The sequence below is a fragment of the Streptomyces sp. NPDC097595 genome (assembly GCF_044761525.1).
Taxonomy (GTDB): Bacteria; Actinomycetota; Actinomycetes; order Streptomycetales; family Streptomycetaceae; genus Streptomyces; species Streptomyces drozdowiczii_A.
Window position 1 is genome coordinate 101,678 of record NZ_JBIWCN010000004.1, and the last position, 24,906, is coordinate 126,583.

Genomic DNA, 24,906 nt, shown 5'->3' on the forward strand with positions numbered 1-24,906 from the left:
ACAGAAGTGGTGCGGGGGCGCGCGGGGGAGTCAGCGCAGGCGGAACGCCTTCATCGCCTTCAGGCTGCGGGTCATGAACGCGGCGTACTTCTCGTCGTCCATCCCGAAGGACGGGGCGAGCGGGATCAGCCGCTGCTGGGCGACGGTCTGGGCCTCGGTGTATTTGAGGATGCCCTCGGAGCCGTGGCGCCGGCCGAGACCGGAGTCCTTCATGCCGCCCATCGGGGACTGCACGCTGCCGTACGCGGGGGCGTACCCCTCGTTGATGTTGACGGTGCCGGTGCGCAGCCGGGCGGCGATCCGGTGGCCGCGCCGGCCGTCCTTGGTCCAGACGCTCGAATTGAGGCCGTACGGGGTGGCGTTGGCCAGCTCCACGACCTCGTCCTCGTCGCGGAAGCGGTAGATCGAGACGACCGGGCCGAAGGTCTCCTCGGTGCAGACGGCCATGGGCGCCTCGACGCCGTCCAGGATCGTCGGCTCGTAGAAGAGCGGGCCGATGTCCGGGCGGGCGACCCCGCCGGCGACCAGCTTGGCGCCCTTCTCGACGGCCTCGGCGACATGCCGGCCGACGGTCTCCAGCTGCCGTTCGCCGACCAGCGAGCCCATGTCGGCGCCGTACGCGAGGGCGCTGCCGAGCCGCATCGCCTTCGTGCGGGCCGCGAACCGCTCCACGAAGTCGTCGGCCACCGACTCGTGGACGTACAGCCGCTCGATGGAGATGCAGAGCTGACCGGCCGAGGAGAAGCAGGCGCGGACGGCGCCGGCGGCGGCCTTCTCCACGTCGGCGTCGGCCAGGACCAGCATGGCGTTCTTGCCGCCGAGCTCCAGGGAGACGCCCACGAGCCGGGCCGCCGCGCCCTGGGCCACCTCGCGGCCGGTGCGGGTGGAGCCGGTGAACGAGACGTAGTCGGCGTGCTTGACGACCTCCGGGCCGACGACCGGTCCGTCGCCCAGGACGACCTGGAAGACCTCGGCCGGGAGCCCCGCCTCGATCAGCAGGTCACGCGCCCACAGGGCGGTGAGCGCGGTCTCGGTGTCGGGCTTCATCACCACGGCGTTGCCGGAGACGAAGGCGGGCAGCGCGTCGCCGACGGACAGCTCCAGCGGGTAGTTCCAGGGGGCGATCTGGCCGACGACCCCGCGCGGCTGACGGAGCTCGGTGACCTTGGTGAGCGTCGGCACGACCCCGGTGTGCCGCTTCGGCTTCAGGTACGCGGACGCCTTGCGGCCGTAGTGCCGGGCGGCGACGGCGACCGCCTGGACCTCCTCGTGGGCGTGCAGCCGGGCCTTGCCGGTCTCCAGCTGGATGAGGTCGAGGACCTCGGACTGGCGGCTCATGACGAGGTCGTGGAAGCGCAGGAGCACCGCGGCCCTGGCCCGGACCGGCAGGGCGGCCCAGGCGGGCTGGGCGGCGCGGGCCCGCGCGAAGGCGTCGGCCACGTCCTCCGGGGTGGACTCCGGCAGGTCGGCCAGCTTCTCGCCGGTGAACGGCGTGTGGTTGGCGGTGCGGCCGGAGCCGGTGACGCCGCGCGTCAGACGGGCGATCACCTCGGGCGTCGCGACATCGGCGGCCGTGCGCACGCCCGCGGGGGCGGCGGCCACGGGGTTGGTGCCGGCCGTGGCGGCGGCGGGGGACGTGGGGGCCTGCGAGTCCGTCATGAGGGCGAGAGTACGTCGGCGGGGAGGCTTTGGGTACCCGTGGGTAACACCTTTTCACCGACTCTCCCGGAGTCCCGCCACACCCCCGCCGACCCAGCCAGTGATCACTGGCGGCATAAGCCCTGATCAGGGGCTATCGCTCGGCGCGGGTCCCTTGCTCGGCCCGGGTCTACTGCTCGGCCGGGGGGCGCCAGCTGCGGAGGATCGCGTTGAAGCGGTCGCGGGTCTCGTCCCAGTCGTCCGCCGGGCCCGTCATGTACAGCGCGTACTCCGGGCCGCCGTCCTTCTCGAAGTACATCTGGTCGATCGCGTGCCGCGCCTCGCCGTCCTTCTCGGTCCAGGTGAACTCCCAGATGGATCCACGGTGGTCGCGGTACACGTTGGTGTTCAGCTCGATCTGCCGGTACTCCGGCAGCCGGGTGCTGAGCGACTTCTCCAGCCCCACCATGTGGTCGTAGGAGTTCTCGAAGTCGGGGGCCGGGTCGGAGCTGACCCGGAAGTAGTGCACGCCGCCGTCGGGGCTGTAGTCGATGTTGTTGTCGGTGACCTTGCGCTCCCAGCCCACCGGCAGGAGGACGCTGAACCCGGACGGGTCCACGACGCGCCGCCAGCCGTCCGGCACGTCCTGCGTGACGGTGTCCGAGGAGCTCGGCGTGGGTTTCGGCTTCGGCTTCGGCGTGACCGGCCCCGGGGTGCGGGTGCCGTGCGAGGCCGTGCCGCCGTCCCCGGTCCCGGCCGCCTCCCCGCGGTGCGCGTACAGCATCGCGGCGATCCCCGCGCCGCCGCCGAGCACCGCGGCCAGGACGATGACCAGGACCCTCGTACGCCAGCGGCTGCGGCGGGCGGGCTGGGCGGGCGGCACGGGCGCGGGCGCCACGGCGGGGCCGGGCCGGGGCAGCACGGCGGTGCCCCCGCGCAGCATCTCCTCGGAGACCTGCTGCGTCGGGACGAACGCCTGGGCGCTCCTCGGCGCGCGGCCCTCCATGGCCTCCAGGAGCATCCGCTCGGTCTCCTCCGCCGACGGACGCTCGTCCGGCTCCTTGCGCAGCAGCGCCGTGATGACGGGGGCGAGCGCCCCGGCCCGGGCGGGCGGCGGCGGCTCCTCGGTGACGACGGCCTGCATGGTCGATATGGGGGACGTCCGGCGGAACGGCGAGCGCCCCTCGACGGCCGTGTAGAGCGTGGCGCCCAGGGACCAGAGGTCGGAGGCGGGGCCGGGGTCGCCGCCGCGTACCCGCTCGGGCGCCAGATAGTCGATGGAGCCGACGAGTTCACCGGTCCTGGTGATGGTGGAGTCGCCCTCGATCGCGGCGATCCCGAAGTCGGTGAGCAGAACCCGGCCGTCCCGGGCGAGCAGCACGTTGCCCGGCTTCACGTCCCGGTGCAGCACCCCGGCCCCGTGCGCGGCGCGCAGCGCGCCCAGCACGTGCAGCCCTATGCGGGCGGCCTCGCGGGCCTCTATCTCGCCGCCGGACTCCTTCGCCCGGTCGGCGAGCGACGGCCCGTCCACGTACTGCATGACGATCCACGGCCGGTTGTCGTACTCGACCACGTCATGGACGGTGACGACGCCGGGGTGGGTGATCCGGGCGGCCGCGCGGGCCTCCTTCTGGGTCCGCTGGTGCAGCACGATCCGGTCCGACTCGGCCACGTACAGACCGGCGGTCAGCTCCTTGACGGCCACCGTGCGGTGCAGCACCTCGTCGTGGGCGCGCCACACCTTGCCCATGCCGCCGCGTCCGAGGACGTCGCCCAGCCGGTACCTCCCGGCCAGCAACAGCCCCGCTTCCGTGCCCTGTGATCGATCCACCTGTGTCCCCGCCCCCGTTGCTTCGGATGACAGGTTACGGAGGGGACGTGCGGCCACGGAACCTCGCATCGCCCACGAGACCGCACTGTGATGCAGATTCCGCCCGTCAGCCAGTCAGTCCGTCAGCCCGTCACGCGGTAGGAGACGCTGGCCTGTTGGTAGATCTCGGTGATCCGGTCGCGCTCGTCCTCGGGGCCGATGACCTGGAGGATGTGGTACCGCCCACCGACGAGCATGACGAGGTTGCGGACGTACACCTCGCGGCCGTTGCTGTCCTGCCAGGTGAACTGGCCCTCCGCCATGGCCTGTCGGCCGACGTCCGTACGCCGCAGGCCGCTCGCCGACGACCAGCTGGAGTCCCGGAACGGCTTCAGCTCCGGCTCCTTGTCCCGCTGGTAGTCCAGCGGATCACTGCCGTTGGCCTTCGCGGTGTCGCGGCCGGGGACGATGAGCACGCTGAACCCGTCGCTGCCGTAGCGGATCTGACGCTCCGCGTTGGCGGGGCTGCGCTGCCAGCCCTTGGGCAGCCCGACCTCGAAGCCCTCGGCGTCCTTGCGCAGCGTGTACCCGGGCGCGAGCGCGGCGGCGGACCGGCTGGTCTGCGGCTTCTGCGCCCCGGAGGAGGCGGGCGGCTTCCCGGACGCGCTGGGAGCGGGCGCGGGCGTCGTGGCAGCGGATGGCGCGGAGGCGGTACGGGAGGGGGCCGCGCCGGTCCCCTTGCCGTCCTCCTCGCCGGACTTGGGCATGAACAGCACCGCGTACGCGATCGCCGCGACGAGCGCCAGGATGATGAGGACGAGCAGGGTGCGGCCGAGCCGGCGCGGCTGGTCGCCGTCCCGCAGCGCGCGGGGTTCCCGTGGCGCACGGGGCTCGCGCGGCGGCTTCAGGCGGGGCTCGCGGTGGGTGACGGCGGTGCGGTCCACGGCCTCGCGGGGCCGGCGGCCGCGCGCGTGCGTCCCTCCGCCGCGCCGGGGGCGCCGCTTGCGGACGAGCTCGCCCCGCCTGCGGACGACGGGGAGCCGGGTGGCGTCCTCGGCGGGCAGCGGCACGACGTCGAACCCGGCCTCCGGCTCCGGCGCCGACCGTACGAGGGAGCGCAGCCAGCCGCTCAGCTCCTCCACGTCGGGGCGCTCGGTGGGGTCCTGCCGCAGCAGCGACTCCACGACCGGGCGCAGCGGCCCGCACTCCTCGGCGAAGGCGGGCGGTTCGCCGCACACCATCTGGACCAGCTCGGCCGCGCTGTCCTCGGGGTAGGGCGCGTGCCCCTGGACGGCGCGGAAGAGCAGTGCGCCGAGGGCCCACAGGTCGGTGGCGGGGCCGATGGGCGGCGCCAGCTGCCAGTTGCCGTGGACGGGCCCGGCCTGCTCGGGCGCCCACCGCTCGGTGACCGCGCCGACGACGGCGATCCGCGCCTGCCGCGCCCGCTCGGCGGCGAGCGCGGTGGCGGGGCCCCGGTACCCGGCCGCGCCGGTGTCCTCGGCGTCCTCGTCGTCCCAGCGGCCGGCAGGGGCGTCGCGGCCCGAGGCCCCGTGGCCGTACGCCTCCCGGCTGGACGGCGGCAGTTCGGCGCGGGCACCCGGCGGCGTGCCCCGGCGCGCGGCGTCGGCGCGGAGCGCGTCCTCGCGGGAGCCGCCCGCGGGCACGGGGCGCCCGGCGGTCGGCCCGTCGTCCCAGGTGCCGGTGAGGTGGAGGCGGCGGGGCGGCGGTCCGTCGTCCTCGTCCTCGTCGTCCTCGTCGTCGTAGGGGTCGTACGGCCCCGGCGCGTCCGGGTCGCGCACCCAGCCGCCGGGCAGCTGCGGCAGCTCGGGGCGGGGGCGCGGCGGAGTGCCGGGGCGCGGCTCGTCCGGGCCGTCGCCATAGGCGTCGTAGCCCTCGTAGCCCTCGTAACCGTCGTGGCTCTCGTCGCGCGCGGGCGGCAGGGCGTTCCAGGGCTCGGCGTCCTCGTCCCGGGGGCGGCCCGGCGCGCCGGGGCCCGACGGCGCGGTGTCCCGCGTCCACGCGTCCCGGTCCGGGGGTGCCTCCCGGCGGGCGGCGGCGCGGGTGCCCGCGCGGTACGCGGCGATGGCGCCGGCTCGGGCGCGCGCCGCGCTGTCCGCCCCGGCGGCGGGCACGGGCAGCCCGGCGGGCGGCACCGGCCGGGTCGCGGGGCCCTCAGCGGGGCGTTCGGCGGTGCCCTCGGCGGTGTCCTCCTCGGAGCCGTACGGGCCGGCGGGCGGCTCTATCGCCGCCGGGCCCCGGGAGGCGGGCAGCAGGCCGGCGGGCGGCACATACGGGCCGGTGGGGCCGGTCTCGACGGCGGGCCCGCCGAATCCGTCCTCGTCCGGCTCCTCGTCGTCGGGGCGCGGCACCGGGCTGTAGCCGCACAGCGCCTCCTCGGCCGCCCCGGCCGCGAGGCCGGTCAGCACGACGCGCCCGTCGTCGCAGACGAGCACCGTGCGCACGGTGACGTTGCGGTGGGTCCAGCCGTGCGCGTGCAGCACACGCAGCGCGGTCAGCACGTCGGAGCCGATCTCGGCGGCCCGGTAAGGATTCAGCGGGCGTTCGGCGAGGAGCGCGGCGAGCGGGCGGGAGGCGACGAGTTCGCTCACTATCCAGAGCGAGCCCTCCTCCGCGAACACGTCGAAGACCTGGTCCAGGCGCGGATGGTCGGGCACCTGGGCCGCCGCCTGGGCGGCCTCGATGGCGCGCCGGACGGCCGGGTCGGCGGGCCGCCGGGTGGTGCGCGGCGCGGCGGACGTGCGCCCGTCGCCCGCCACGAACTCCGCGTCCACGACCTCGGGCAGCGGCACCTGACGGACCAGGACCTCCTGCCCGCTGTAGGTGTCGAAGGCCCGCGTCTCCACGAGTTCGTACGCGTCGGACGGAGGCAGCGGAAGGCGGTAGCGGTCGGCGAGCACCCGACCCGCGTAGTCGTCCACGACGCCTCCCCAGAGCGCGCTGTCCCCCGGCCACGGAAACCGCGCCGAATCGGTCGATCACAGTCGCTTGCGGTGCAATTGACTGCGCGTTCCGGCTGCGTACGGTCTCCGGACTCTCACCATACGTGGCATGCGGCGGCCACGCGGCAGGTCGGCCCAACCAGCCGCGCCGCCGCGCCGGATCCCGCCGCCGCCCGGCTCAGTCGACCGGCTTGAACGAGCCGAACGCCGCCTTCCGCAGCTCCCGGCACTCCTTGCCGTCCCACTCGTCAGCCTTGCAGCTGATCATGATCGCGTAACCGTGGTCGCTGTCGGCCTTGAAGCCCCGGTTGAGCACGCGTACCCGCTGCCCCTGCTGCGTACGCTCGAACTGCCAGTCGGCGACGGTGGGGTAGCCGTTGTACTCCACCTTCTTGATGCCCAGGTGGTGGTAGTTCGTACTGGAGGCGGCCGTTCCGCCCCGGGCGGAGTTCCAGGACGCCGCGGCGTCGTTGCCGGGTGAGGAGGTGTAGTCGACCTGGAGGCGGGGGAAGCCGCCGCCCGCGTTGTAGATCGCGCCGGCGCCCTGGCCGGAGGTGGTGTCGAAGCGGAAGTCCTCGGGCATCGCGATGGAGAAGTGGAACCGCTTGTTGGTCACCGTGTGGTAGCCGGCGGGCACGGCGTCCTCGGCCTTGCCGTCCTTCTTCCCGTCCTCGCCCTGCTCACCGGCCGCGTCGTCGTCCTGGCCCTTGCCCTTGCCCTGGTCCTGACCCTTGTCCTCGCCGCCGTCCTGCTCCTTGCCGCTGTCGCCCTGTGCGGCGTCGGAGGAGCCGGCCGAGGCGTCGGGGCTCGGCGCCCCGGCGGGGGCGGAGGCGCCGGTGCTCTTCTTCCCGGAGTCGTCGGGCTTGTCGTCGCCGCCGCCGAGGGTGAGCGCCAGCACGGTGCCCAGGACCGCGAGCACGATGACCGCCGCGATGATCGCGAGGGTGCGGCGCGGGACCACGTCCGTGAGGGACGCCCGGGGCGCGGTGACCGGCGAGGAGGCCGGGCGCTGCGGCGGCACCGCCCCGGAGGGGGACGCGGCGCCGGGCGCGGGGGTCGGCCGGGCCGGGACGGGCGGTGCGGTGACGGGGGCGGCGGCCGCACCGGCGGCGGGCGTGGTCCGGGCGTTGCGCACGGAGCGCAGCGCGCCGCGCAGCCGGTCCCGGGTGCCCTCGCCCGCGTCACCGGAGGCGGGCTTGGCGTCGGCGACGCCCTTGGGCAGCGCCATCACCTGGGTGGCGTCGGCGGGGGCCGGGACGGGGCGCTCCGGCTGCTCGAAGGAGCTGATGACGTCGTTGAGGAGGGCGCGCGCCCCCGCGTCGTCCAGCCGCTGGTCGGGGTCCCGGGTGAGCAGACCGTAGATGACCTCCTCCAGCGGGCCCGCGTTCTTCGGCGGGTCCAGCGGCTCGGTCATCACGGCGGTCAGGGTCGCGATGGCGGAGCCCTTGTCGTACGGCGGGGAGCCCTCGACGCTCGCGTAGAGCAGGCCGCCGAGCGACCAGAGGTCGGCGGGCGGTCCGGGCTTGTGGCCGCGCGCCCGCTCCGGCGAGATGTAGGAGGGGGCGCCGACGAGCATGCCGGTGGAGGTGACCGAGGGGTCGCCCTCGACCTGGGCGATCCCGAAGTCGGTGAGCACGACCCGGCCGTCCTCGGCGATCAGCACGTTGGACGGCTTCACGTCGCGGTGCAGGATGCCCTCGCGGTGCGCGGAGCGCAGCACGTCGAGGAGGGCGAGGCCGATCTCGGCGGCCCGTTTCGGCGTCAGGACGCCGTCCTCGCGGACCGCTTCGGCCAGCGACTTGCCCTCGATGAGCTCCATGACGATCCACGGCCGGTCGTCCTCGTCCACGACGTCGTAGACCGTGACCGCGCCGTTGTTGCGGATGCGCGCGATCGCCTTGGCCTCGCGCAGCGTGCGCGTGATGAGGCGGCGCTTCTCGTCCTCCTCGATAGCCGACGGGAACCGCAGTTCCTTGACCGCGACCGTGCGGCCCAGGGTCTCGTCAACGGCACGCCAGACCGTGCCCATACCGCCCCGGCCGAGCACCTCCCCCAGCCGGTACCGCCCCGCCAGGAGACGTCCGTCCGTGTCCCCTTGGGGCTCCCGTGCCTGCTCCGCCTCCGACATGCGTCCCCTCTGCGATCAACCCGCCCTGGCAGAGCGTTCATTGTCCCTCACCCCGGGACCGGTCCGGGTGCCGGGTCCTGATGCCGGGTCCCGGTACCGCTTCCGGCTCGCTCATGAGGGGCCCGCCGAGGGGACATGGGGTCACAGCAGCGGCACGATGTCCGGTGCTCCCAGCCTCGCCGCGTCCGCCGTCAGGTCGTCCGGCTGGCGCTGCGATTCGCGTTCCGCCTCCACCCGCTTCTCGTAGTGCTCGGTCTCCCGGTCGATCCTGCCCGCGTCCCAGCCGAGGACCGGCGCCATCAGCTCGGCGCAGAGCCGGGCGGAGCGGGTGCCCCGGTCGAAGGTCTCGATGGAGATCCGGGTGCGCCGGGTCAGTACGTCGTCCAGGTGACGCGCGCCCTCGTGCGAGGCGGCGTACACGATCTCGGCCTTCAGATAGTCGTCGGCGGCCGGCAGCGGATCGCCCAGCTCGGGGTCGGCGACGATCAGCTCCAGGAGCTCCTCGGTCATCGAGCCGTACCGGTTGAGCAGATGCTCCACCCGGGCGACATGGAGGCCGGTGCGGGCGGCGATCCTGGCGCGCGCGTTCCACAGGGCGCGGTAGCCCTCGGCGCCCAGGAGCGGGATGTCCTCGGTGACGCAGTCGGCGACCCGCTGGTCGAGCGCGTGCACCGCCTCGTCCACGGCGTCCTTCGCCATCACCCGGTACGTCGTGTACTTGCCGCCCGCGACGACGACGAGGCCCGGCACCGGATGGGCCACGGTGTGCTCGCGCGACAGCTTGCTGGTGGCGTCCGACTCACCGGCCAGCAGGGGCCGCAGGCCCGCGTACACGCCCTCGACGTCGTCCCTGGTCAGGGGCGTCGACAGGACCGCGTTGACATGTTCGAGCAGGTAGTCGATGTCGGCGCTGGAGGCGGCCGGGTGCGCCTTGTCCAGGTCCCAGTCGGTGTCCGTGGTGCCGACGATCCAGTGCCGGCCCCAGGGGATGACGAAGAGCACGGACTTCTCGGTGCGCAGGATCAGGCCGGTCGAGGAGTGGATGCGGTCCTTGGGGACGACCAGGTGGATGCCCTTGGACGCCCGTACGTGGAACTGGCCGCGCTCGCCGATCAGCGACTGGGTGTCGTCCGTCCAGACCCCGGTCGCGTTGACCACCTGTTTGGCCCTGACCTCGTACTCACCGCCCGCCTCGACGTCCTCCACACGGGCGCCGACGACGCGTTCGCCCTCCCGGAGGAAGCCGGTCACCCGCGCCCGGTTCGCCACCTGCGCGCCGTACGCGGACGCGGTGCGCACCAGGGTGGCGACATAGCGGGCGTCGTCCATCTGGGCGTCGTAGTACTGCAGGGCCCCCACCAGGGCGTCCCGCTTCAGGGCCGGGGCGACGCGCAGGGCCCGGCGGCGGGAGAGGTGGCGGTGCGTGGGCAGGCCCCGGCCGTGCCCGGAGGAGACCGACATCGCGTCGTAGAGCGCGACGCCGGAACCGGCGTACAGCCGCTCCCAGCCCTTGTGCTGCAAGGGGTAGAGGAAGGGCACCGGCTTCACCAGGTGCGGGGCGAGCCGTTCGAGGAGCAGCCCGCGCTCCTTCAGTGCCTCCCGTACGAGGGCGAAGTCGAGCATCTCCAGATAGCGCAGGCCGCCGTGGATCAGCTTGCTCGACCTGCTCGACGTGCCGGACGCCCAGTCGCGCGCCTCGACCAGTCCGGTCGAGAGCCCTCTGGTGACCGCGTCCAGTGCCGTCCCGGCGCCGACCACGCCCGCTCCCACGACCAGCACGTCCAGTTCGCGCTCGGCCATGGCGGCGAGCGCCTCGGCACGCTCCGCCGGTCCCAGTGTCGCTGTCCTCACCGCTGCCTCCCGGTTGCTCGGGGTGTTCGGACACGGATCGCGGCCCCGACCATGCGTTCGGTGCCCGTGCCCACAGATCGATTCTGTCCGCGCTGCGCGACTTCAGCCACCGCCTGTGGACAACACCCGGACGACAAGGGCCCCGCAATGCGACATGTCGGTCATATTTACGCCTAACCTGACATAGCGCTGTCCACAGCGGTTGCGCTTTCTGCCTCCTGGTCTTAAGGGAAGGACGGCCCACCCCGTGCCTGCAGACCTCGCCGTCATCGGACTCGGTCACCTCGGCCTGCCCCTGGCCCACGCCGCCGTCCATGCCGGTATCCAGACGATCGGCTACGACACCGACCCCCGTGCCTTCGCCGAGGTCGCGGCCGGCCGTGCCCCGGTCGAGGGATCGCTGCCGGCCTCCGACATCCGCCGCATGCTCTCGCTGGGCTTCCGGCCCACCACCGACCAGGCCGAGCTGGGCCGGGTCCGCACCGCCGTGATCTGCGCGCCCACCCCGCTCGGCCCCGACCGCACCCTCGACCTGAGCGCCGTCGCCGACGCGGCCCGCGCCCTGGCCGCCCGGCTGCGCCCGCACACCACCGTGCTCCTGGAATCGTCCGTACCCCCCGGCACCACGGAGGGCTTCCTGCTCCCGATCCTGGAGGAGGGCTCGGGCCTGCGCGGCGGGCGCGACTTCCACCTCGCGCACTCCCCCAGCCGGCTCGACCCGGGCAACCGCGCCCACGTCTACGCCAACACCCCCAAGGTCATCGGCGGCCTCACCCCCGCCTGCACCGAGTCGGCCGCCGCCTTCTACGGCCGGCTCACCGACAAGGTGGTCCGGGCCCGGGGCACCCGCGAGGCCGAGATGACGAAGGTCCTGGAGACCAACTTCCGGTACGTCAACATCGCCCTGGTCAACGAGATGGCGGTGCTCTGCCACGATCTGGGCGTCGACCTCTGGGACGTCATCCGGTGCGCCGAGACCAAGCCCTTCGGCTTCCAGCCCTTCCGCCCGGGCCCCGGCGTCGGCGGCCACGGCGCCCCGGTCGACCCGGGCCATCTCCCGTACCACCACCGCACCCCCGGCCCCCCGCTGCGGATGGTCTCGCTGGCGCAGGAGATCAACGAGCGGATGCCGCAGTACGTGATCCAGCGCTGCGCCACCCTCCTCAACGAACACGGGAAGGCGGTGCGCGGCGCCAGGATTCTTCTGCTGGGCGTCACCTACAAGCCCGACCTCGCCGACCAGGAGGCGTCGCCCGCCCGCGAGATCGCCACCCGGCTGATGGACATGGGCGCCCAGATCGGCTTCCACGACCCGCACGTCCTGGACTGGCGCGTCCGCCAACTCCCCGTCCCCCGCGCCGATTCGCTCTACGAGGCGGCCGCCGACGCGGACCTCACGGTGCTGCTCCAGCACCACCGCACGTACGACCTCCAGGGCCTCGCCGTGAAGGCGCAACTCCTCCTGGACACCCGTGGCGCGACCCCCGCCGGAGCCGCCCACCGGCTCTGATGACGGGCCCTCAGCCCAGTCCCCCCAAGGATTTCGGTGGGCCGATGTCGGAACCGGCTGCTAGCCTGCGGCGTCACTCCTCGCACAGCAGTGCGTAGACGTCCCCAGGGGGAGAACCCAGCATGAGCCAGCCCGTACCACCGCCGAACCAGCCCTACGACGCCCAGCCCCAGGGCGGCAACCCGTTCGCCGGCCAGCAGCCCGGCGCCCCGTTCGGCGGCCAGCAGCCCGGCGCCCCGTTCGGCGGCGGCCCCGCGCCCTTCACCCCGGCGCCTCCGGCCCGCAACAACATCGCGCTCGGCCTGGGCGCGGGCGTGGTGGCGGCCGTCGTCGGTGCGCTCGTCTACGGGCTCATCCTCGGCAACACCGATTACCAGATCGGCTATCTCGCGGTCGGCGTCGGCTTCCTCGTGGGCTTCGCGGCGAGCAAGCTCGGCGGTGCCAACCCCGCCGTGACCGTCGTCAGCGCCCTGCTCTCCATCGGCGCCGTGTACATCGGTCAGCTCGTGGGCGTCTCGATCGCCCTCTCCGACGTCGCGCACGAGTCGGCGACCAGCATCTTCTTCGACCACTTCGGCATCCTCACGGACGCGTACAGCGAGGGGGCCGGCTTCAAGGACTACCTCTTCCTGGCCCTCGGCGCCGTCGGCGCCGTCGCCGGTGCGAAGAAGGCCGCGTAACGAAGCACCGGAGGGCCCGGACCGCGCTTGCGGTCCGGGCCCTCCGGCATGCGTACGGGGAAACTCAGCGGCGGTGCTGGGAGTCCGCCACCGTCACCTCGACGCGCTGGAACTCCTTGAGGTCGCTGTAGCCCGTGGTGGCCATCGCACGGCGCAGCGCGCCGAAGATGTTCATCGAGCCGTCCGGGGTGTGCGAGGGGCCGGTCAGGACCTCCTCGGTCGTCCCGACCGAGCCCAGGTCCACCAGCTTGCCGCGCGGCACGTCCTCGTGGACGGCCTCCATGCCCCAGTGCCGGCCCCGGCCCGGCGCGTCCGTCGCGCGGGCCAGCGGGGAGCCCATCATCACGGCGTCCGCGCCGCAGGCGATGGCCTTCGGCAGGTCGCCGGACCAGCCGACGCCGCCGTCCGCGATGACGTGCACGTAACGGCCGCCGGACTCGTCCATGTAGTCGCGGCGGGCACCGGCCACGTCGGCGACGGCGGTCGCCATCGGGACCTGGATGCCGAACACGTTGCGCGTGGTGTGCGCGGCGCCGCCGCCGAAGCCGACGAGGACACCGGCCGCGCCGGTCCGCATCAGGTGCAGGGCCGCGGTGTACGTGGCGCAGCCGCCGACGATCACCGGGACGTCCAGCTCGTAGATGAACTGCTTCAGGTTCAGCGGCTCGGCCGCGCCCGAGACGTGCTCGGCGGAGACCGTCGTACCGCGGATGACGAAGATGTCGACGCCCGCGTCGACGACGGCCTTGGAGAACTGGGCGGTGCGCTGCGGGGAGAGCGCGGCGGCGGTGACGACGCCGGAGTCGCGCACCTCCTTGATGCGCTGCCCGATCAGCTCCTCCTGGATGGGGGCGGAGTAGATCTCCTGGAGCCGGCGGGTCGCCGTCTCGACGGGCATCTCCGCGATCTCGTCGAGGAGCGGCTGCGGGTCCTCGTGCCGGGTCCACAGCCCTTCCAGGTTGAGGACGCCGAGGCCGCCGAGCTCGCCGATGCGGATGGCGTGCTGCGGGGACACCACGGAGTCCATGGGGGCGGCCAGGAACGGCAGCTCGAAGCGGTAGGCGTCGATCTGCCAGGCGATCGAGACCTCCTTCGGGTCGCGGGTCCGGCGGCTCGGGACGACGGCGATGTCGTCGAATGCGTATGCCCGGCGGCCGCGCTTGCCGCGCCCGATCTCGATCTCAGTCACGATGTGTGGCCTTTCCCTCTGCGTCTGCGCTGTCCAGTATCCCCGACACGTGCCGGAGGGGCGGTCCGGGAACCCCCGGGCCGCCCCTCGTGCTCGCGTGGCGCGTTACTTCTTGCTGTAGTTCGGTGCTTCGACCGTCATCTGGATGTCGTGCGGGTGGCTCTCCTTGAGGCCCGCCGAGGTGATCCGCACGAAGCGGCCCTTGCTCTCCATCTCGTCCACGGTCGCGGCGCCCACGTAGCCCATGGTCTGGCGGAGGCCGCCGACGAGCTGGTGCAGCACGTTGGCGAGGGGGCCGCGGTAGGGCACCTGGCCCTCGATGCCCTCGGGGACGAGCTTGTCGTCCGAGGCGACCTCGGCCTGGAAGTACCGGTCCTTGGAGTAGGAGCGGCCCTGCCCCCGGGACTGCATGGCGCCCAGCGAGCCCATGCCCCGGTACGACTTGAACTGCTTGCCGTTGATGAACATCAGCTCGCCCGGGGACTCCTCGCAGCCCGCGAGGAGCGAGCCCAGCATCACGCTGTCGGCGCCGGCGGCTAGCGCCTTGCCGATGTCGCCGGAGTACTGCAGGCCGCCGTCGCCGATGACCGGGACGCCCGCCGCACGGGCGGCCAGGGCGGCCTCGTAGATCGCGGTGACCTGCGGGACGCCGATGCCGGCGACGACGCGGGTCGTACAGATGGAGCCGGGGCCGACGCCGACCTTGACGCCGTCCACACCGGCGTCGATCAGGGCCTGGGCGCCGTCGCGGGTCGCCACGTTGCCGCCGATCACGTCGACGTTCACGGCCGACTTGATCTTGGCCATCCAGTTCAGCGCGTTGCTGTTGTGGCCGTGCGAGGTGTCCACGATGAGGAAGTCGACGCCCGCCTCGGCCAGCGCCTGGGCGCGGTCCAGCGCCTCGGGGCTGGCGCCCACGGCGGCACCGACGAGCAGCCGACCCTCGGCGTCCTTGGCCGCGTTCGGGTACTGCTCGGCCTTCTTGAAGTCCTTGACCGTGATGAGGCCCTTGAGGAGGCCCGCCTCGTCCACCAGCGGCAGCTTCTCGATCTTGTGGCGGCGCAGCAGCTCCATGGCGTCCACGCCGGAGATGCCGACCTTGCCGGTGACGAGCGGCATCGGCGTCATGACCTCGCGCACCTGGCGGGAGCGGTCCGACTCGAAGGCCATGTCGCGGTTGGTGACGATGCCGAGGAGCTTGCCCGCCTGGTCGGTGACCGGGACGCCGCTGATCCGGAACTTGGCGCAGAGCGCGTCCGCCTCGGCGAGCGTGGCGTCCGGGCCGACCGTGATCGGGTCGCTGACCATGCCGGACTCGGACCGCTTCACCAGGTCGACCTGGTTGACCTGGTCCTCGACCGAGAGGTTGCGGTGGAGCACGCCGACGCCGCCCTGGCGGGCCATCGCGATGGCCATGCGGGCCTCGGTGACCTTGTCCATGGCGGCGGACAGCAGCGGGATGTTGACGCGGACGTTGCGCGAGATGAGCGTCGAGGTGTCGACCGCGTTGGGCAGCACTTCGGATGCGCCCGGCAGCAGCAGCACGTCGTCGTATGTCAGCCCGAGCGTCGCGAATTTCTCGGGCACTCCGTCGACGTTTGCAGTCATGACACCTTCCCCAAATGGCCTTGATCGGTGCGGATGTCCATGCTAACGGGCTCGGGAGGCGTCTCATTCCACGAGCAAGATCACCCGCAGGTTCTGTAGCTTTCTACGGCTGTGGCGTACGTCTCCGAGGGGCCCGGGCCCCCGTCGGCGCACCGCCCGGCTCACTGTTCGGCGAGGGCCCTCAGCCGGCTGAGCGCCCGGTGCTGGGCGACCCGGACGGCGCCCGGGGACATGCCGAGCATCTGCCCGGTCTCCTCGGCGGTCAGCCCGACGGCGACGCGCAGCACGAGCAGTTCGCGCTGGTTCTCCGGGAGGTTGGCCAGGAGCTTCTTGGCCCAGGCGGCGTCGCTGCTGAGCAGCGCGCGCTCCTCGGGCCCGAGCGAGTCGTCGGGGCGCTCCGGCATCTCGTCGGAGGGCACCGCGGTCGAGCCGGGGTGCCGCATCGCGGCGCGCTGGAGGTCGGCCACCTTGTGACCGGCGATGGCGAAGACGAAGGCTTCGAAGGGTCTGCCCGTGTCCTTGTAGCGCGGCAGCGCCATGAGCACGGCGACGCAGACCTCCTGCGCCAGGTCCTCCACGAAGTGGCGGGCGTCACCGGGCAGCCGGTTCAGCCGGGACCGGCAGTAGCGCAGGGCGAGCGGGTGGACGTGGGCGAGCAGGTCGTGCGTGGCCTGCGCGTCGCCCTCGACGGCGCGGTGCACCAGGGCACCGATCACCGTCGTCCCGTCGTCGCGCATCGAACCATGGTGCCCCGGCCCCGCTTCATCCGCGGCACCGCGTCCGTAGTTGTGCACCGAAGCGTTATGAGCGGGTGCGCCGGAAGTCATGTCCTGCGCCCTCCCCTTCCGCTCGACCGAATCGTTCCCGAGGAACTCCACGTCTCAAGGATGCGGCATCGGCCGGGAAGCGTCACATACCGCCGGATCGGCGGGGTACGGCGGCGTGCGCCGCACCCCTTGCCCGGGCCCGCGGGGCCCGGGCAACTGTCAGCGCACCAGGCCCCACCGGAAGCCCAGGGCCACCGCGTGGGCGCGGTCCGAGGCCCCGAGCTTCTTGAAGAGCCGCCGGGCGTGCGTCTTCACCGTGTCCTCGGAGAGGAACAGCTCGCGGCCGATCTCCGCGTTGGAGCGGCCGTGGCTCATCCCCTCCAGCACCTGGATCTCGCGCGCCGTGAGCGTGGGCGCCGCCCCCATCTCGGCCGACCGCAGCCGGCGCGGGGCGAGCCGCCACGTCGGGTCGGCCAGTGCCTGGGTGACGGTCGCCCGGAGCTCGGCCCGGGAGGCGTCCTTGTGCAGATAGCCGCGGGCACCGGCGGCGACCGCGAGCGCGACGCCGTCCAGGTCCTCGGCGACGGTCAGCATGATGATCCGGGCGCCCGGATCGGCGGAGAGCAGCCGGCGGACCGTCTCCACCCCCCCGAGCCCGGGCATGCGTACGTCCATGAGAATCAGATCCGAACGGTCGGCACCCCAGCGGCGGAGGACTTCCTCGCCGTTGGCGGCCGTCGTCACACGCTCGACGCCGGGCACGGTCGCGACCGCGCGACGGAGCGCTTCTCGGGCAAGCGGGGAGTCGTCGCAGACGAGGACGGAAGTCATGACCGCCCTCCGCAGCTGATGCGCGTCACCTTGAGCCTCCAGGCTGTTACAAGTCGTCACCTGTGCGGTTGACGCTCTCGGACATCTGCCCGATCGCTCTTTCTGCCAACCGCCTCCGCACTCTCAACGATGGTCACTCGAAAGAGTTACGGGTTGGAAGACCGAGTTCGGCACTCTACGTGAGTAAGCGCTCACGGAGGAGAGCGCCACGGGTCGTCCAGTCGTCAACCGAAACTTTTGGCACCCCTGTGCCCCATTTAGCGGGATTTCTTCCCTTTTGGTGGTGTCTGTGGCTAGATTCGCAATCAGTCATATTTACATCTACTAACACCGTAGATGTACGGTCTTGTACGCGGTCATCGACAAGCACCCACCCACGACGCACGACGACGTTTCCGACTCAGCACGGTTTCGAGGGGACAAGCAATGGCCGATTTCTCCCGACTTCCCGGACCCAACGCCGATCTGTGGGACTGGCAGCTGCTGGCAGCCTGCCGCGGGGTCGACAGCTCGCTCTTCTTCCATCCCGAGGGGGAACGGGGTGCCGCGCGGAGCGCCCGTGAGACCTCTGCGAAGGAGGTGTGCATGCGGTGCCCCGTGCGCGCGGAGTGCGCGGCGCACGCCTTGGCCGTCCGTGAGCCCTATGGGGTGTGGGGTGGGCTCACCGAGGACGAGCGTGAGGAGTTGATGGGGCGGGCGCGGAATCGGTTGATCACGGCTGCGATGCCGGCGTCGCCGCCGGGGCATGGGTGACCTTCGCTTCGCGTACCGGGGGGAGAAACGTTTCTGCACCCCACCCCGCCCCTTCCCGAAACCTGGGGCTCCGCCCCCGGACCCCCGCTCCTCAAGCGCCGGAGGGGCTGGTTTTCGGGGCTCCGCCCCGGACCCCGCGCCTCAAACGCCGGCGGGGCTGGATTTAGCGCCGGTGGGGCTGGGATTGCGTGCTGTCAGCGCCAGGTGGTCCAGGGTGGCCGCCACCGCCGGGACCCGTGCCAGGTCCGGCAAAGTCAGGGCTACGATCTCGCGCTCGATGGCCGGGGCCACCGTGAGGGTCCTGGCTCCTCGGGGGCGTACCGACTCGATGGCCAGGGCGGGCAGTACGGCGACCCCCAGACCAGCGCCGACCAGGCCGATCACTGCCGGGTAGTCGTCGGTGGCGAAGTCGATGCGCGGGGTGAAGCCGGACTCCTCGCAGACCTCCACGAGCTGCCTGCGGCACCGGGGGCACCCGGCGATCCAGGACTCCCCGGCCAGCTCCGCGATGCCCACCTCGTCCCGGTCCGCCAGCGCGTGCCCCTCGGGGACGAGGCCCGTGAGGCGGTCCGTGAGCAGGGGGCGGACCACCAGGTCGTCCCATTCGGCGCCCGGCTCCCCGTAGCGGAACGCGAGGGCGATGTCGCAGTCGCCGTCGCGCAGCATCTCGACCGACCGGGGCGGCTCGGCCTCCACGAGGGAGACCCGGGTGCCGGGGTGGGCGGCGCGCAGGGCGGCGAGGGCGCCCGGGACCAGCGAGGAGCTGCCGCTCGGGAACGAGACGAGCCGGACCCGGCCGGCCCGCAGTCCGGCGATCGCGGCGACCTCCTCCTCGGCGGCGGTGAGCCCGGCGAGGATGCCCGACGCGTGCCGCACCAGCGCCTCGCCCGCCTGGGTCAGCCTCATCTCGCGGCCGGTCCGGATGAGCAGCGTGGTCCCCGCCGAGGACTCCAGGGCCTTCATCTGCTGGCTGACGGCGGGCTGGGTGCAGCCCAGCTCCCGGGCGGCGGCGGAGAAGGAGCCGGTGGTGGCGACGGCGCGCAGGACGCGGAGGTGGCGGGCTTCGATCACTTCTTCAGCATAAGCGACCCTTGGGGCGGTCGCAGGATATTCGCGTGTGACTTTGGGGTGGGCTTGGATACGGTTCCGGTATGACCGCGATGACAGTGCTGACCGTGAACGCGGGGCGTCCCACGACGGCGTCCTACACCGACGCCCCGGGCGGCAGGACCGGGATCGACAAGCACCCCGTGGACGGGCCGGTGCGGGTCTCGGAGCCCGGCCCCAGGGGCGAGGGCGGCAGCGGTGTCGCCGGGGACGCGGTGTGCGACCTGCGCCACCACGGCGGCTCGGACCAGGCGGTGTACGCGTTCGCGCGCGAGGACCTGGACGCCTGGGAGCGGGAGCTGGGCCGCTCACTGCCCAACGGCTCGTTCGGCGAGAACCTGACCACGGCGGGGCTGCGGGTCGGCGAGGCGCTGATCGGCGAGCGCTGGCGGATCGGCGGGGAGCTGGTCCTGGAGGTCGCCTCGGGCCGCATCCCGTGCCGTACCTTCCAGGGCCATCTCGGCGAGGCCCGCTGGGTGAAGCGGTTCACGCGGGCGGCGGCCCCGGGGGCGTATCTGCGGGTGATCACGCCGGGGTCCGTCCGGGCGGGCGACCCGGTCGAGATCGTGCACCGGCCGGACCACGAGGTGACGGTGGAGCTTCAGTTCCGGGCCGTCACCACCCGGCGCGACCTGCTGCCGCTGCTGCTCCCGGCCGGCGGGGCCCTGTCCCCGTCGACGCTGCGCAAGGCACGTGCGTACGCGGCGGAGCTCACCGCGTCCTGAGGCCGCGGGAGTGCCCGGAGGCGCCGTTCCGGGATGCTCTACCGTGCCGCTTATGACGACTGCACTGATCACGGGCGCGACGGCGGGTATCGGTGCCGCCTTCGCCCGGCGGCTCGCCGCCGACGGGTACGACCTGGTCCTGGTGGCCCGGGACGCGGAGCGGCTGCGCGAGCAGGCGACCGAGCTGCACGACCGGCACGGCATCGAGGCCGAGGTGCTGCGGGCCGACCTGTCCGAGGACAAGGGCATCCGCGCGGTCGAGGAGCGCCTCGGGGACGCCCGGCACCCGGTCGACCTGCTGGTGAACAACGCGGGCTTCGGCAACAAGGGGCGCTATCTGGAGGTCCCGATAGCCGACGAGCTGACGATGCTCAAGGTGCACTGCGAGGCGGTGCTGCGGCTGACCTCGGCGGCGGCGGCCTCGATGCGGGAGCGCGGCCGGGGCGGCATCGTCAACGTGGCCTCGGTCGCGGCGTTCGTACCGCGCGGCACGTACGGCGCTTCGAAGGCGTGGGTCGTGCAGTTCAGCCAGGGCGCGGCGAAGGACCTGGCCGGGTCCGGGGTGCGGCTGATGGCGCTGTGCCCGGGCTTCGTGCGTACGGAGTTCCACCAGCGGGCCGGGATGGGCACGGGCAACATCCCGGGCTGGATGTGGCTCGACGCGGACAAGCTGGTGACGGCCGCGCTCGCGGACCTGGCGCGCGGGAAGTCGGTGTCGATCCCGGACCCGCGTTACAAGGTGCTGATGGGCGCGGTGAAGCTGGCCCCGCGCGGCCTGCTCGGCGGGCTGACCTCGCGGACGGGCCGCAAGTACGGGCCGCAGTAGGGGCCCTCGCTCCTCAGTAGAGGGCCTTCACTCCTCCGGGAGCCGGAGTACGGCGGTGCTGCCGTCGTGCCAGGTCACCCGGATCTCGTGGGGGCTCTGTACGCGGATCCCGGCGAGGGTGTCGACGGGGGCCGGGTCCGCCTCGCCGGTGAGGGAGGCGAGCGCGACGAAGAGGGACCGGGGTCCGGTGGTCTCGCCCTCGACGGCCAGGAGCCGGGAGGTCTCGCCGAACATGGTGTCCCCGCCGGGAAGTTCGCGGACCCCGCCCGCGTAGCCGTGGACCGGGTGGAGCTGGGCGGTGAGCGCCTGGCCGTCCCCGGTCGCCCATCCCGTCTGGCGGACGGGCGTGCCGTCGGGCGCGCCCGTGACCAGATGCGCGCGGACCTCGGCGCGGCCGTGGGCGAGGGTGGCGGAGACGACGCGGACGCCGGGGCGCGGGGTGTGCGCGGAGGCGGCGTGGCCGAGCGGGTCCGCGGTGAGGCGGGCGGTCGGATCGCCGTCCCACAGCAGCGCGAAGTGGTTGTCGCGCTCGGCGTCCCCGTGCGTGGGGCCGGTGCGGGTGGAGTACGCGAAGCGGGCGTAGCCGGGGTCCTCCTCGTCGCCCACGTGGTTCGAGCCGTGGTTGTGGAGCCGCACGAGGCCGTCCGCGGCGGTGGACTGGAGGAGCATCCCGGTCGGGCCGAGGACGGTCACGGCGTCCGCGGTCTCGGCGGGCAGCGGCTCCTCGGCGGCCGTCCAGACGGGGTGGTCCGGGGGCATCAGGAGTCCGAGGAAGCCCTTGGAGGCCCAGTACGGGGACGCCGGGCCGGAGTAGGTCTGGAGCATGGGCGCGTACGGGCGGTGCCAGCCGAGGGTGAGGAGGCCGTCCCGGTCGGTGGCGCCGTGGTCCAGGAAGTGGCGGAGGGTGCCGGAGGCGAGGCGGCGGGTCGCGCCCGGGGTGAGCGGGGTGTGGCCGGTCATCGCGCCGAGCCAGGGGGCGGCCGCGGCGGCGAAGCGGTAGATGAGGGAGCGGCCGAACGGCATGGGGGCGCCGTCCGCGCCGAACATGCGGCTGTAGTCGTCCAGCTGGCGGTGCAGGCGGGGGCCGTAGCGGTCCAGGAGGTCCCGGTCGCCGGCGAGGTGGGCGTGCAGGACCGGGTAGAAGTGCATCGCCCAGGCGTTGTAGTGGTCGAAGGAGCGGTTCGGGCCGTCGCTGTACCAGCCGTCGCCCAGGTACCAGTCCTCGACGTGTGCCAGCGCGCGGTCGATGGTCTTCCGGGCGCGGTCGGTCTCGATGCCGGCGTCCTGGAGGAAGCCGGCGACGGTGAGCCCGAAGAACCACCAGTTGTTGTTCACCGGGGGCGCTTCGAGGGCGGGCAGGAGCCAGTCCACGGCGCGCTGCCGGGTGGCGTCGTCCAGGGTGTCCCAGAGCCAGGGGCGGGTGAGGCGGAGGCCCAGGGCGATGGACGCGGATTCCACGATGGCCTGGGGGACGTCCGCGATGCGGGGCCAGGCGTCGGGGCTGCCCGTCGGCTCCGACGTACCGGCGGCGAGCCCTTCGGCGTACCGGCCGAGGAAGCCGTGCGGGTCATCGCCGCGCGCTCCGGCGGTCCGCAGCGCGGCGAGCAGCCAGGTGCGGGCGTAGCCCTCCAGGCCGTCCGAGAGCGGTCCGGACCAGCTCGGCCGGGGGCCGGGGAGGTCAATGCGGCCATGACGGGGCGAGGCGTGGGGGCATACCGCGAGGAGCAGCCGGTCGGCCGTGCGCTCCCAATCGGTACGGGTGTACCCCGTGTACGGACTCGTCGTGGGCATGATGCTCCCAGGGGAGGCGGACTTCGGCATCGCAGGGAATCCTGAACCGCGGATTGATCGAACGTCAAGGGATGACGTTGCGAATGATCGAAACTTCCATCAATCGATCACAGTGGATTAAGGTCTGGCGAGCCGAGCCACCACATCGCGATTTTGCAAGGGGACTGCCGCCGTGCGCGAGAGTGCAGCTGAACGTCACGACCGACTTCTGGCCCTGGTACGGGAGCGCGGCTCGGCCCGTGTCTCCGATCTGGCCGGCCTGCTGGGGGTCTCCCCCGTCACGGCGCGCCGCGACGCCGAGGCGCTGGCCGAGCGCGGACTGCTGGACCGGGTCCACGGTTCGGTCTCCTGGCCCCGGGACGCCGCCGCCCCCGACGCCCCCGCTCCGGGCGGCGGCCCGGTGCTCGGCCTGATCGCCCCCTCGGCCACGTACTACTTCGCCGAGGTCATCCGGGGTGCGCAGGAGGCGGCCGCGCGCGCCGGGGGCCGTCTGGTGCTGCGGATCTCCGACTACCGGCCCGAGGGCGACCGGGCGCGCGCCGAGGGGCTGCTCGCCTCCGGGGTCGACGGGCTGCTCATCGCACCGGCCTGGCGGGGCGCCGAGGACCAGGCGGCGTACGGGGACTGGATGGCCGGGCTGCCGGTGCCCGCCGTGCTCCTGGAGCGCACCCCGGCGCCGGGGTCGCCGCTGGACAGCCTGGACCGGGTCTGCTCGGACCACCGGCACGGGGTGCTGCTCGCGGTGCGCCATCTGGCCGGCCTCGGCCACGGCACCCCGCTCCTGGTGGCCCGCGCCGACAGCCCGACCGCGCTCGCGGTGCGCTCCGGGTACGAGGACGCGCTCGCGGTGCTGGGTCTCGCCGAGGGCGCTCCGGCGATGATCGGGACGTCCGGGCCCGAGGTGGACCCGGGGCGCTTCGAGGAGGCGGTGCGCGAGGTGCGCGACGCGGTGGTCTCCGGCCGGGCCGCGTCGGTGCTCGTGCACAACGACGTGGACGCGATCCACCTGGTGCAGCGCCTGTCGGAGCTGGGCGTGCGGGTGCCGGAGGACCTGGCGGTGATCGCGTACGACGACGAGGTCGCGGCGCTGGGCGACATCCCGCTGACCGCGGTCAGCCCGCCCAAGCGGCACGTCGGGCGGTACGCGACGGAGCTGCTGGTCGAGCGGCTCGGGGCCGGGCGGGACGGGTCCGGGCGGGACGGTGCGGGGCCGGACGGGGACGAGCCGGGACGGCATCTGGCACTGCTGCCGCGGCTGCGGGTGCGGGCGTCGACCGCTCGATAACTTTCTGATCTTTTCTCGATCAATCAATCTTTCGCTCTTGACTTCGGTCATCGGTGGACCAAGGATCACGCCCAACGTCCCTGTCACCGTCGACTCAGGAGCCCGCCGTGAACCGCAGTTGGAGCAGAACGACTCTTTCCATAGCCGGAGCCGTCACCGCCCTCGCCGTCGTCACGGCCTGCGGCGGGGACGGGGACGGCTCCGGGGACGGCGGCGGCACCGGCACCGGCACCGCCGCCAAGCCCGTGACCATCACCTTCTGGGGCTGGGCCAAGGGCACCAAGGAGGTCGTGGACGCGTTCAACGCCTCGCACGAGAACATCCACGTGAAGTTCGAGGAGACCCCGTCCGGGAACGCCGGCGGCTACGCCAAGATCTCCAACGCGATCAAGGCGGGCAACGCCCCCGACCTGGTCTCCGTCGAGTACCCGCAGCTCCCCGAGTACGTCAGCCAGGGCGGGTTCCAGGACATCGGCAAGTACCTCACGGACGACGTGAAGAAGAAGTTCCTCCCGCAGGCGGTCGAGCAGACCACGCTCGGCGGCAAGAGCTGGGCGGTCCCCTTCGACGCCGCACCGCAGGCGTTCTTCTACCGCAAGGACCTCTTCACCAAGTACGGCATCGAGGTCCCCAAGACCTGGGCCGCGTTCAAGTCGGCGGCCGAGAAGGTCGAGAAGGCCGACTCCAAGGCCCGCATCGGCACCTTCTTCCCGGACGACCCGACCACCTTCGAGGCGATGGTCTGGCAGGCCGGCGCCCAGTGGTTCAAGGCCGAGGGCGACACCTGGAAGGTCGACACCACGGACGCCGCCACAACCAAGGTCGCCGACTACTGGCAGGGCCTGGTGAAGGACGGCCTGGTCCGCACCGACGCCTCCTTCTCGCCCGCCTGGACCAACTCCCTGAAGACCGGCGCCACCATCGGCTACCTCGGCGCCTCCTGGGGCGGCGGCGTCCTCGGCTCCACCCTGCCCGAGCAGAGCGGCAAGTGGGCCGTCGCCCCGATCCCGACCTGGGACGGCGAGCCCGCCGGCGGCATGCTCGGCGGGACCACCTTCGCCGTGCCGAAGAACAGCGGGAAGGCCGCCGCGGCCGTCGAGTTCGCGACCTGGATGACCACCACGGAGGACGGCATCAAGGCCCGTATCTCCTCCGGCACCTCCAGCGCCTTCCCCGCCGCGCTCGCCCTGCGCCCGACGGCCAAGAAGGCGTTCGACACCGAGTTCTACGGCGGCCAGGACATCTACCAGGTCTTCGAGGACGGCGGCGCCGCGATCAAGCAGGGCTGGACCTGGGGCCCCGCGATGGGCACCACCAACACCACGCTCAAGGACCGCTTCGGCAAGCTCGCCGGGGGCGGCACCACCCTCCCCGACGCCGTGAAGGCCGCCCATGACGCGACCGTCGCGGAGCTGTCCAAGCGCGGCCTGAAGGTCGAGGGCTGACC

The 24,906-nt window shown here is 73.0% G+C and carries 18 protein-coding genes; 7 read left to right on the forward strand and 11 right to left on the reverse strand.

From position 1 onward, the window contains the following. Positions 1-30: 30 nt before the first annotated feature. The 5 genes from ACIQZN_RS07570 to ACIQZN_RS07590 all read right to left on the reverse strand — a co-directional run bounded on the left by ACIQZN_RS07570 (position 31) and on the right by ACIQZN_RS07590 (position 10,387). Positions 31-1,659 (reverse strand): succinic semialdehyde dehydrogenase, encoded by a 1,629-nt coding sequence (locus ACIQZN_RS07570; protein WP_403989330.1) that lies wholly within the window; start codon positions 1,657-1,659, stop codon positions 31-33. Positions 1,660-1,828: 169 nt separating this feature from the next. Then, positions 1,829-3,469, reverse strand: a complete 1,641-nt coding sequence (locus ACIQZN_RS07575) for a serine/threonine-protein kinase (RefSeq protein ID WP_403989332.1) — start codon at positions 3,467-3,469, stop codon at positions 1,829-1,831. A gap of 122 nt (positions 3,470-3,591) precedes the next feature. Then, positions 3,592-6,387: a protein kinase gene (locus tag ACIQZN_RS07580; RefSeq protein WP_403989334.1), complete on the reverse strand. Its 2,796-nt coding sequence runs from the start codon at positions 6,385-6,387 to the stop codon at positions 3,592-3,594. 199 nt (positions 6,388-6,586) lie between these two features. Continuing rightward, entirely contained in the window at positions 6,587-8,536 is a 1,950-nt protein-coding gene (locus ACIQZN_RS07585) for a protein kinase (RefSeq protein WP_403989336.1), read from the reverse strand. 141 nt (positions 8,537-8,677) lie between these two features. Beyond that, positions 8,678-10,387: a glycerol-3-phosphate dehydrogenase/oxidase gene (locus ACIQZN_RS07590; protein ID WP_403989338.1), complete on the reverse strand. Its 1,710-nt coding sequence runs from the start codon at positions 10,385-10,387 to the stop codon at positions 8,678-8,680. A 247-nt stretch (positions 10,388-10,634) separates the two neighbouring features. Here ACIQZN_RS07590 and ACIQZN_RS07595 point away from each other — a divergent pair, with 247 nt between their 5' ends. Both ACIQZN_RS07595 and ACIQZN_RS07600 read left to right on the forward strand, forming a co-directional pair. Beyond that, positions 10,635-11,897, forward strand: coding sequence for a nucleotide sugar dehydrogenase (locus tag ACIQZN_RS07595; RefSeq protein WP_403989340.1), 1,263 nt, complete (start codon positions 10,635-10,637; stop codon positions 11,895-11,897). Between the two features lie 122 nt (positions 11,898-12,019). Next, entirely contained in the window at positions 12,020-12,577 is a 558-nt protein-coding gene (locus ACIQZN_RS07600; protein ID WP_403989342.1) for a hypothetical protein, read from the forward strand. Between the two features lie 64 nt (positions 12,578-12,641). Here ACIQZN_RS07600 and ACIQZN_RS07605 read toward each other — a convergent pair whose 3' ends face one another. The 4 genes from ACIQZN_RS07605 to ACIQZN_RS07620 form a co-directional block, all read right to left on the reverse strand. Beyond that, positions 12,642-13,766 carry a GuaB3 family IMP dehydrogenase-related protein gene (locus ACIQZN_RS07605; protein WP_018101158.1) on the reverse strand — a complete coding sequence of 375 codons (1,125 nt, stop codon included), beginning with the start codon at positions 13,764-13,766 and terminating at the stop codon, positions 12,642-12,644. Positions 13,767-13,871: 105 nt separating this feature from the next. After that, positions 13,872-15,374 (reverse strand): IMP dehydrogenase, encoded by a 1,503-nt coding sequence (gene guaB, locus ACIQZN_RS07610; protein ID WP_403989344.1) that lies wholly within the window; start codon positions 15,372-15,374, stop codon positions 13,872-13,874. 161 nt (positions 15,375-15,535) lie between these two features. Continuing rightward, complete coding sequence (locus ACIQZN_RS07615; RefSeq protein WP_018101160.1) at positions 15,536-16,111, reverse strand: sigma-70 family RNA polymerase sigma factor; 576 nt, start codon at positions 16,109-16,111, stop codon at positions 15,536-15,538. Between the two features lie 249 nt (positions 16,112-16,360). After that, positions 16,361-16,972 (reverse strand): response regulator transcription factor, encoded by a 612-nt coding sequence (locus ACIQZN_RS07620; RefSeq protein WP_003948568.1) that lies wholly within the window; start codon positions 16,970-16,972, stop codon positions 16,361-16,363. 426 nt (positions 16,973-17,398) lie between these two features. Between ACIQZN_RS07620 and ACIQZN_RS07625 the strand changes: the two genes are divergently transcribed. After that, positions 17,399-17,725, forward strand: coding sequence for a WhiB family transcriptional regulator (locus ACIQZN_RS07625; RefSeq protein WP_403989347.1), 327 nt, complete (start codon positions 17,399-17,401; stop codon positions 17,723-17,725). A gap of 141 nt (positions 17,726-17,866) precedes the next feature. On the opposite strand, the gene ACIQZN_RS07630 is transcribed toward ACIQZN_RS07625, so the two are convergent. Then, entirely contained in the window at positions 17,867-18,796 is a 930-nt protein-coding gene (locus tag ACIQZN_RS07630; RefSeq protein WP_403989349.1) for a LysR family transcriptional regulator, read from the reverse strand. An 89-nt stretch (positions 18,797-18,885) separates the two neighbouring features. On the opposite strand from ACIQZN_RS07630, the gene ACIQZN_RS07635 reads away from it, so the two are divergent. Together ACIQZN_RS07635 and ACIQZN_RS07640 are read left to right on the forward strand one after the other, a co-directional pair. Continuing rightward, the gene (locus ACIQZN_RS07635) at positions 18,886-19,557 is read left to right on the forward strand and encodes an MOSC domain-containing protein (RefSeq protein WP_403989897.1); all 672 of its coding nucleotides are present in this window, start codon (positions 18,886-18,888) and stop codon (positions 19,555-19,557) included. Between the two features lie 52 nt (positions 19,558-19,609). Further along, positions 19,610-20,383, forward strand: coding sequence for an SDR family NAD(P)-dependent oxidoreductase (locus ACIQZN_RS07640; protein WP_403989351.1), 774 nt, complete (start codon positions 19,610-19,612; stop codon positions 20,381-20,383). Between the two features lie 27 nt (positions 20,384-20,410). Here the strand turns inward: ACIQZN_RS07640 and ACIQZN_RS07645 are convergent, their stop codons facing one another. Next, entirely contained in the window at positions 20,411-22,174 is a 1,764-nt protein-coding gene (locus ACIQZN_RS07645; protein WP_403989353.1) for a DUF2264 domain-containing protein, read from the reverse strand. A 172-nt stretch (positions 22,175-22,346) separates the two neighbouring features. On the opposite strand from ACIQZN_RS07645, the gene ACIQZN_RS07650 reads away from it, so the two are divergent. Both ACIQZN_RS07650 and ACIQZN_RS07655 read left to right on the forward strand, forming a co-directional pair. Continuing rightward, positions 22,347-23,459 carry a substrate-binding domain-containing protein gene (locus ACIQZN_RS07650; protein WP_403989355.1) on the forward strand — a complete coding sequence of 371 codons (1,113 nt, stop codon included), beginning with the start codon at positions 22,347-22,349 and terminating at the stop codon, positions 23,457-23,459. A 107-nt stretch (positions 23,460-23,566) separates the two neighbouring features. Beyond that, the gene (locus ACIQZN_RS07655; RefSeq protein ID WP_403989357.1) at positions 23,567-24,904 is read left to right on the forward strand and encodes an ABC transporter substrate-binding protein; all 1,338 of its coding nucleotides are present in this window, start codon (positions 23,567-23,569) and stop codon (positions 24,902-24,904) included. The last annotated feature ends 2 nt before the right edge of the window (positions 24,905-24,906 follow it).

Bases quoted from the DNA above. Each gene is read 5' to 3' on its own strand.
- ACIQZN_RS07570 (WP_403989330.1), bottom strand. From the start codon at position 1,659: ATGACGGACTCGCAGGCCCCCACGTCCCCCGCCGCCGCCACGGCCGGC.
- ACIQZN_RS07585 (WP_403989336.1), bottom strand. From the start codon at position 8,536: ATGTCGGAGGCGGAGCAGGCACGGGAGCCCCAAGGGGACACGGACGGA.
- ACIQZN_RS07600 (WP_403989342.1), top strand. From the start codon at position 12,020: ATGAGCCAGCCCGTACCACCGCCGAACCAGCCCTACGACGCCCAGCCC.
- guaB (WP_403989344.1), bottom strand. From the start codon at position 15,374: ATGACTGCAAACGTCGACGGAGTGCCCGAGAAATTCGCGACGCTCGGG.
- ACIQZN_RS07615 (WP_018101160.1), bottom strand. From the start codon at position 16,111: ATGCGCGACGACGGGACGACGGTGATCGGTGCCCTGGTGCACCGCGCC.
- ACIQZN_RS07620 (WP_003948568.1), bottom strand. From the start codon at position 16,972: ATGACTTCCGTCCTCGTCTGCGACGACTCCCCGCTTGCCCGAGAAGCG.
- ACIQZN_RS07625 (WP_403989347.1), top strand. From the start codon at position 17,399: ATGGCCGATTTCTCCCGACTTCCCGGACCCAACGCCGATCTGTGGGAC.
- ACIQZN_RS07635 (WP_403989897.1), top strand. From the start codon at position 18,886: ATGACAGTGCTGACCGTGAACGCGGGGCGTCCCACGACGGCGTCCTAC.
- ACIQZN_RS07640 (WP_403989351.1), top strand. From the start codon at position 19,610: ATGACGACTGCACTGATCACGGGCGCGACGGCGGGTATCGGTGCCGCC.
- ACIQZN_RS07645 (WP_403989353.1), bottom strand. From the start codon at position 22,174: ATGCCCACGACGAGTCCGTACACGGGGTACACCCGTACCGATTGGGAG.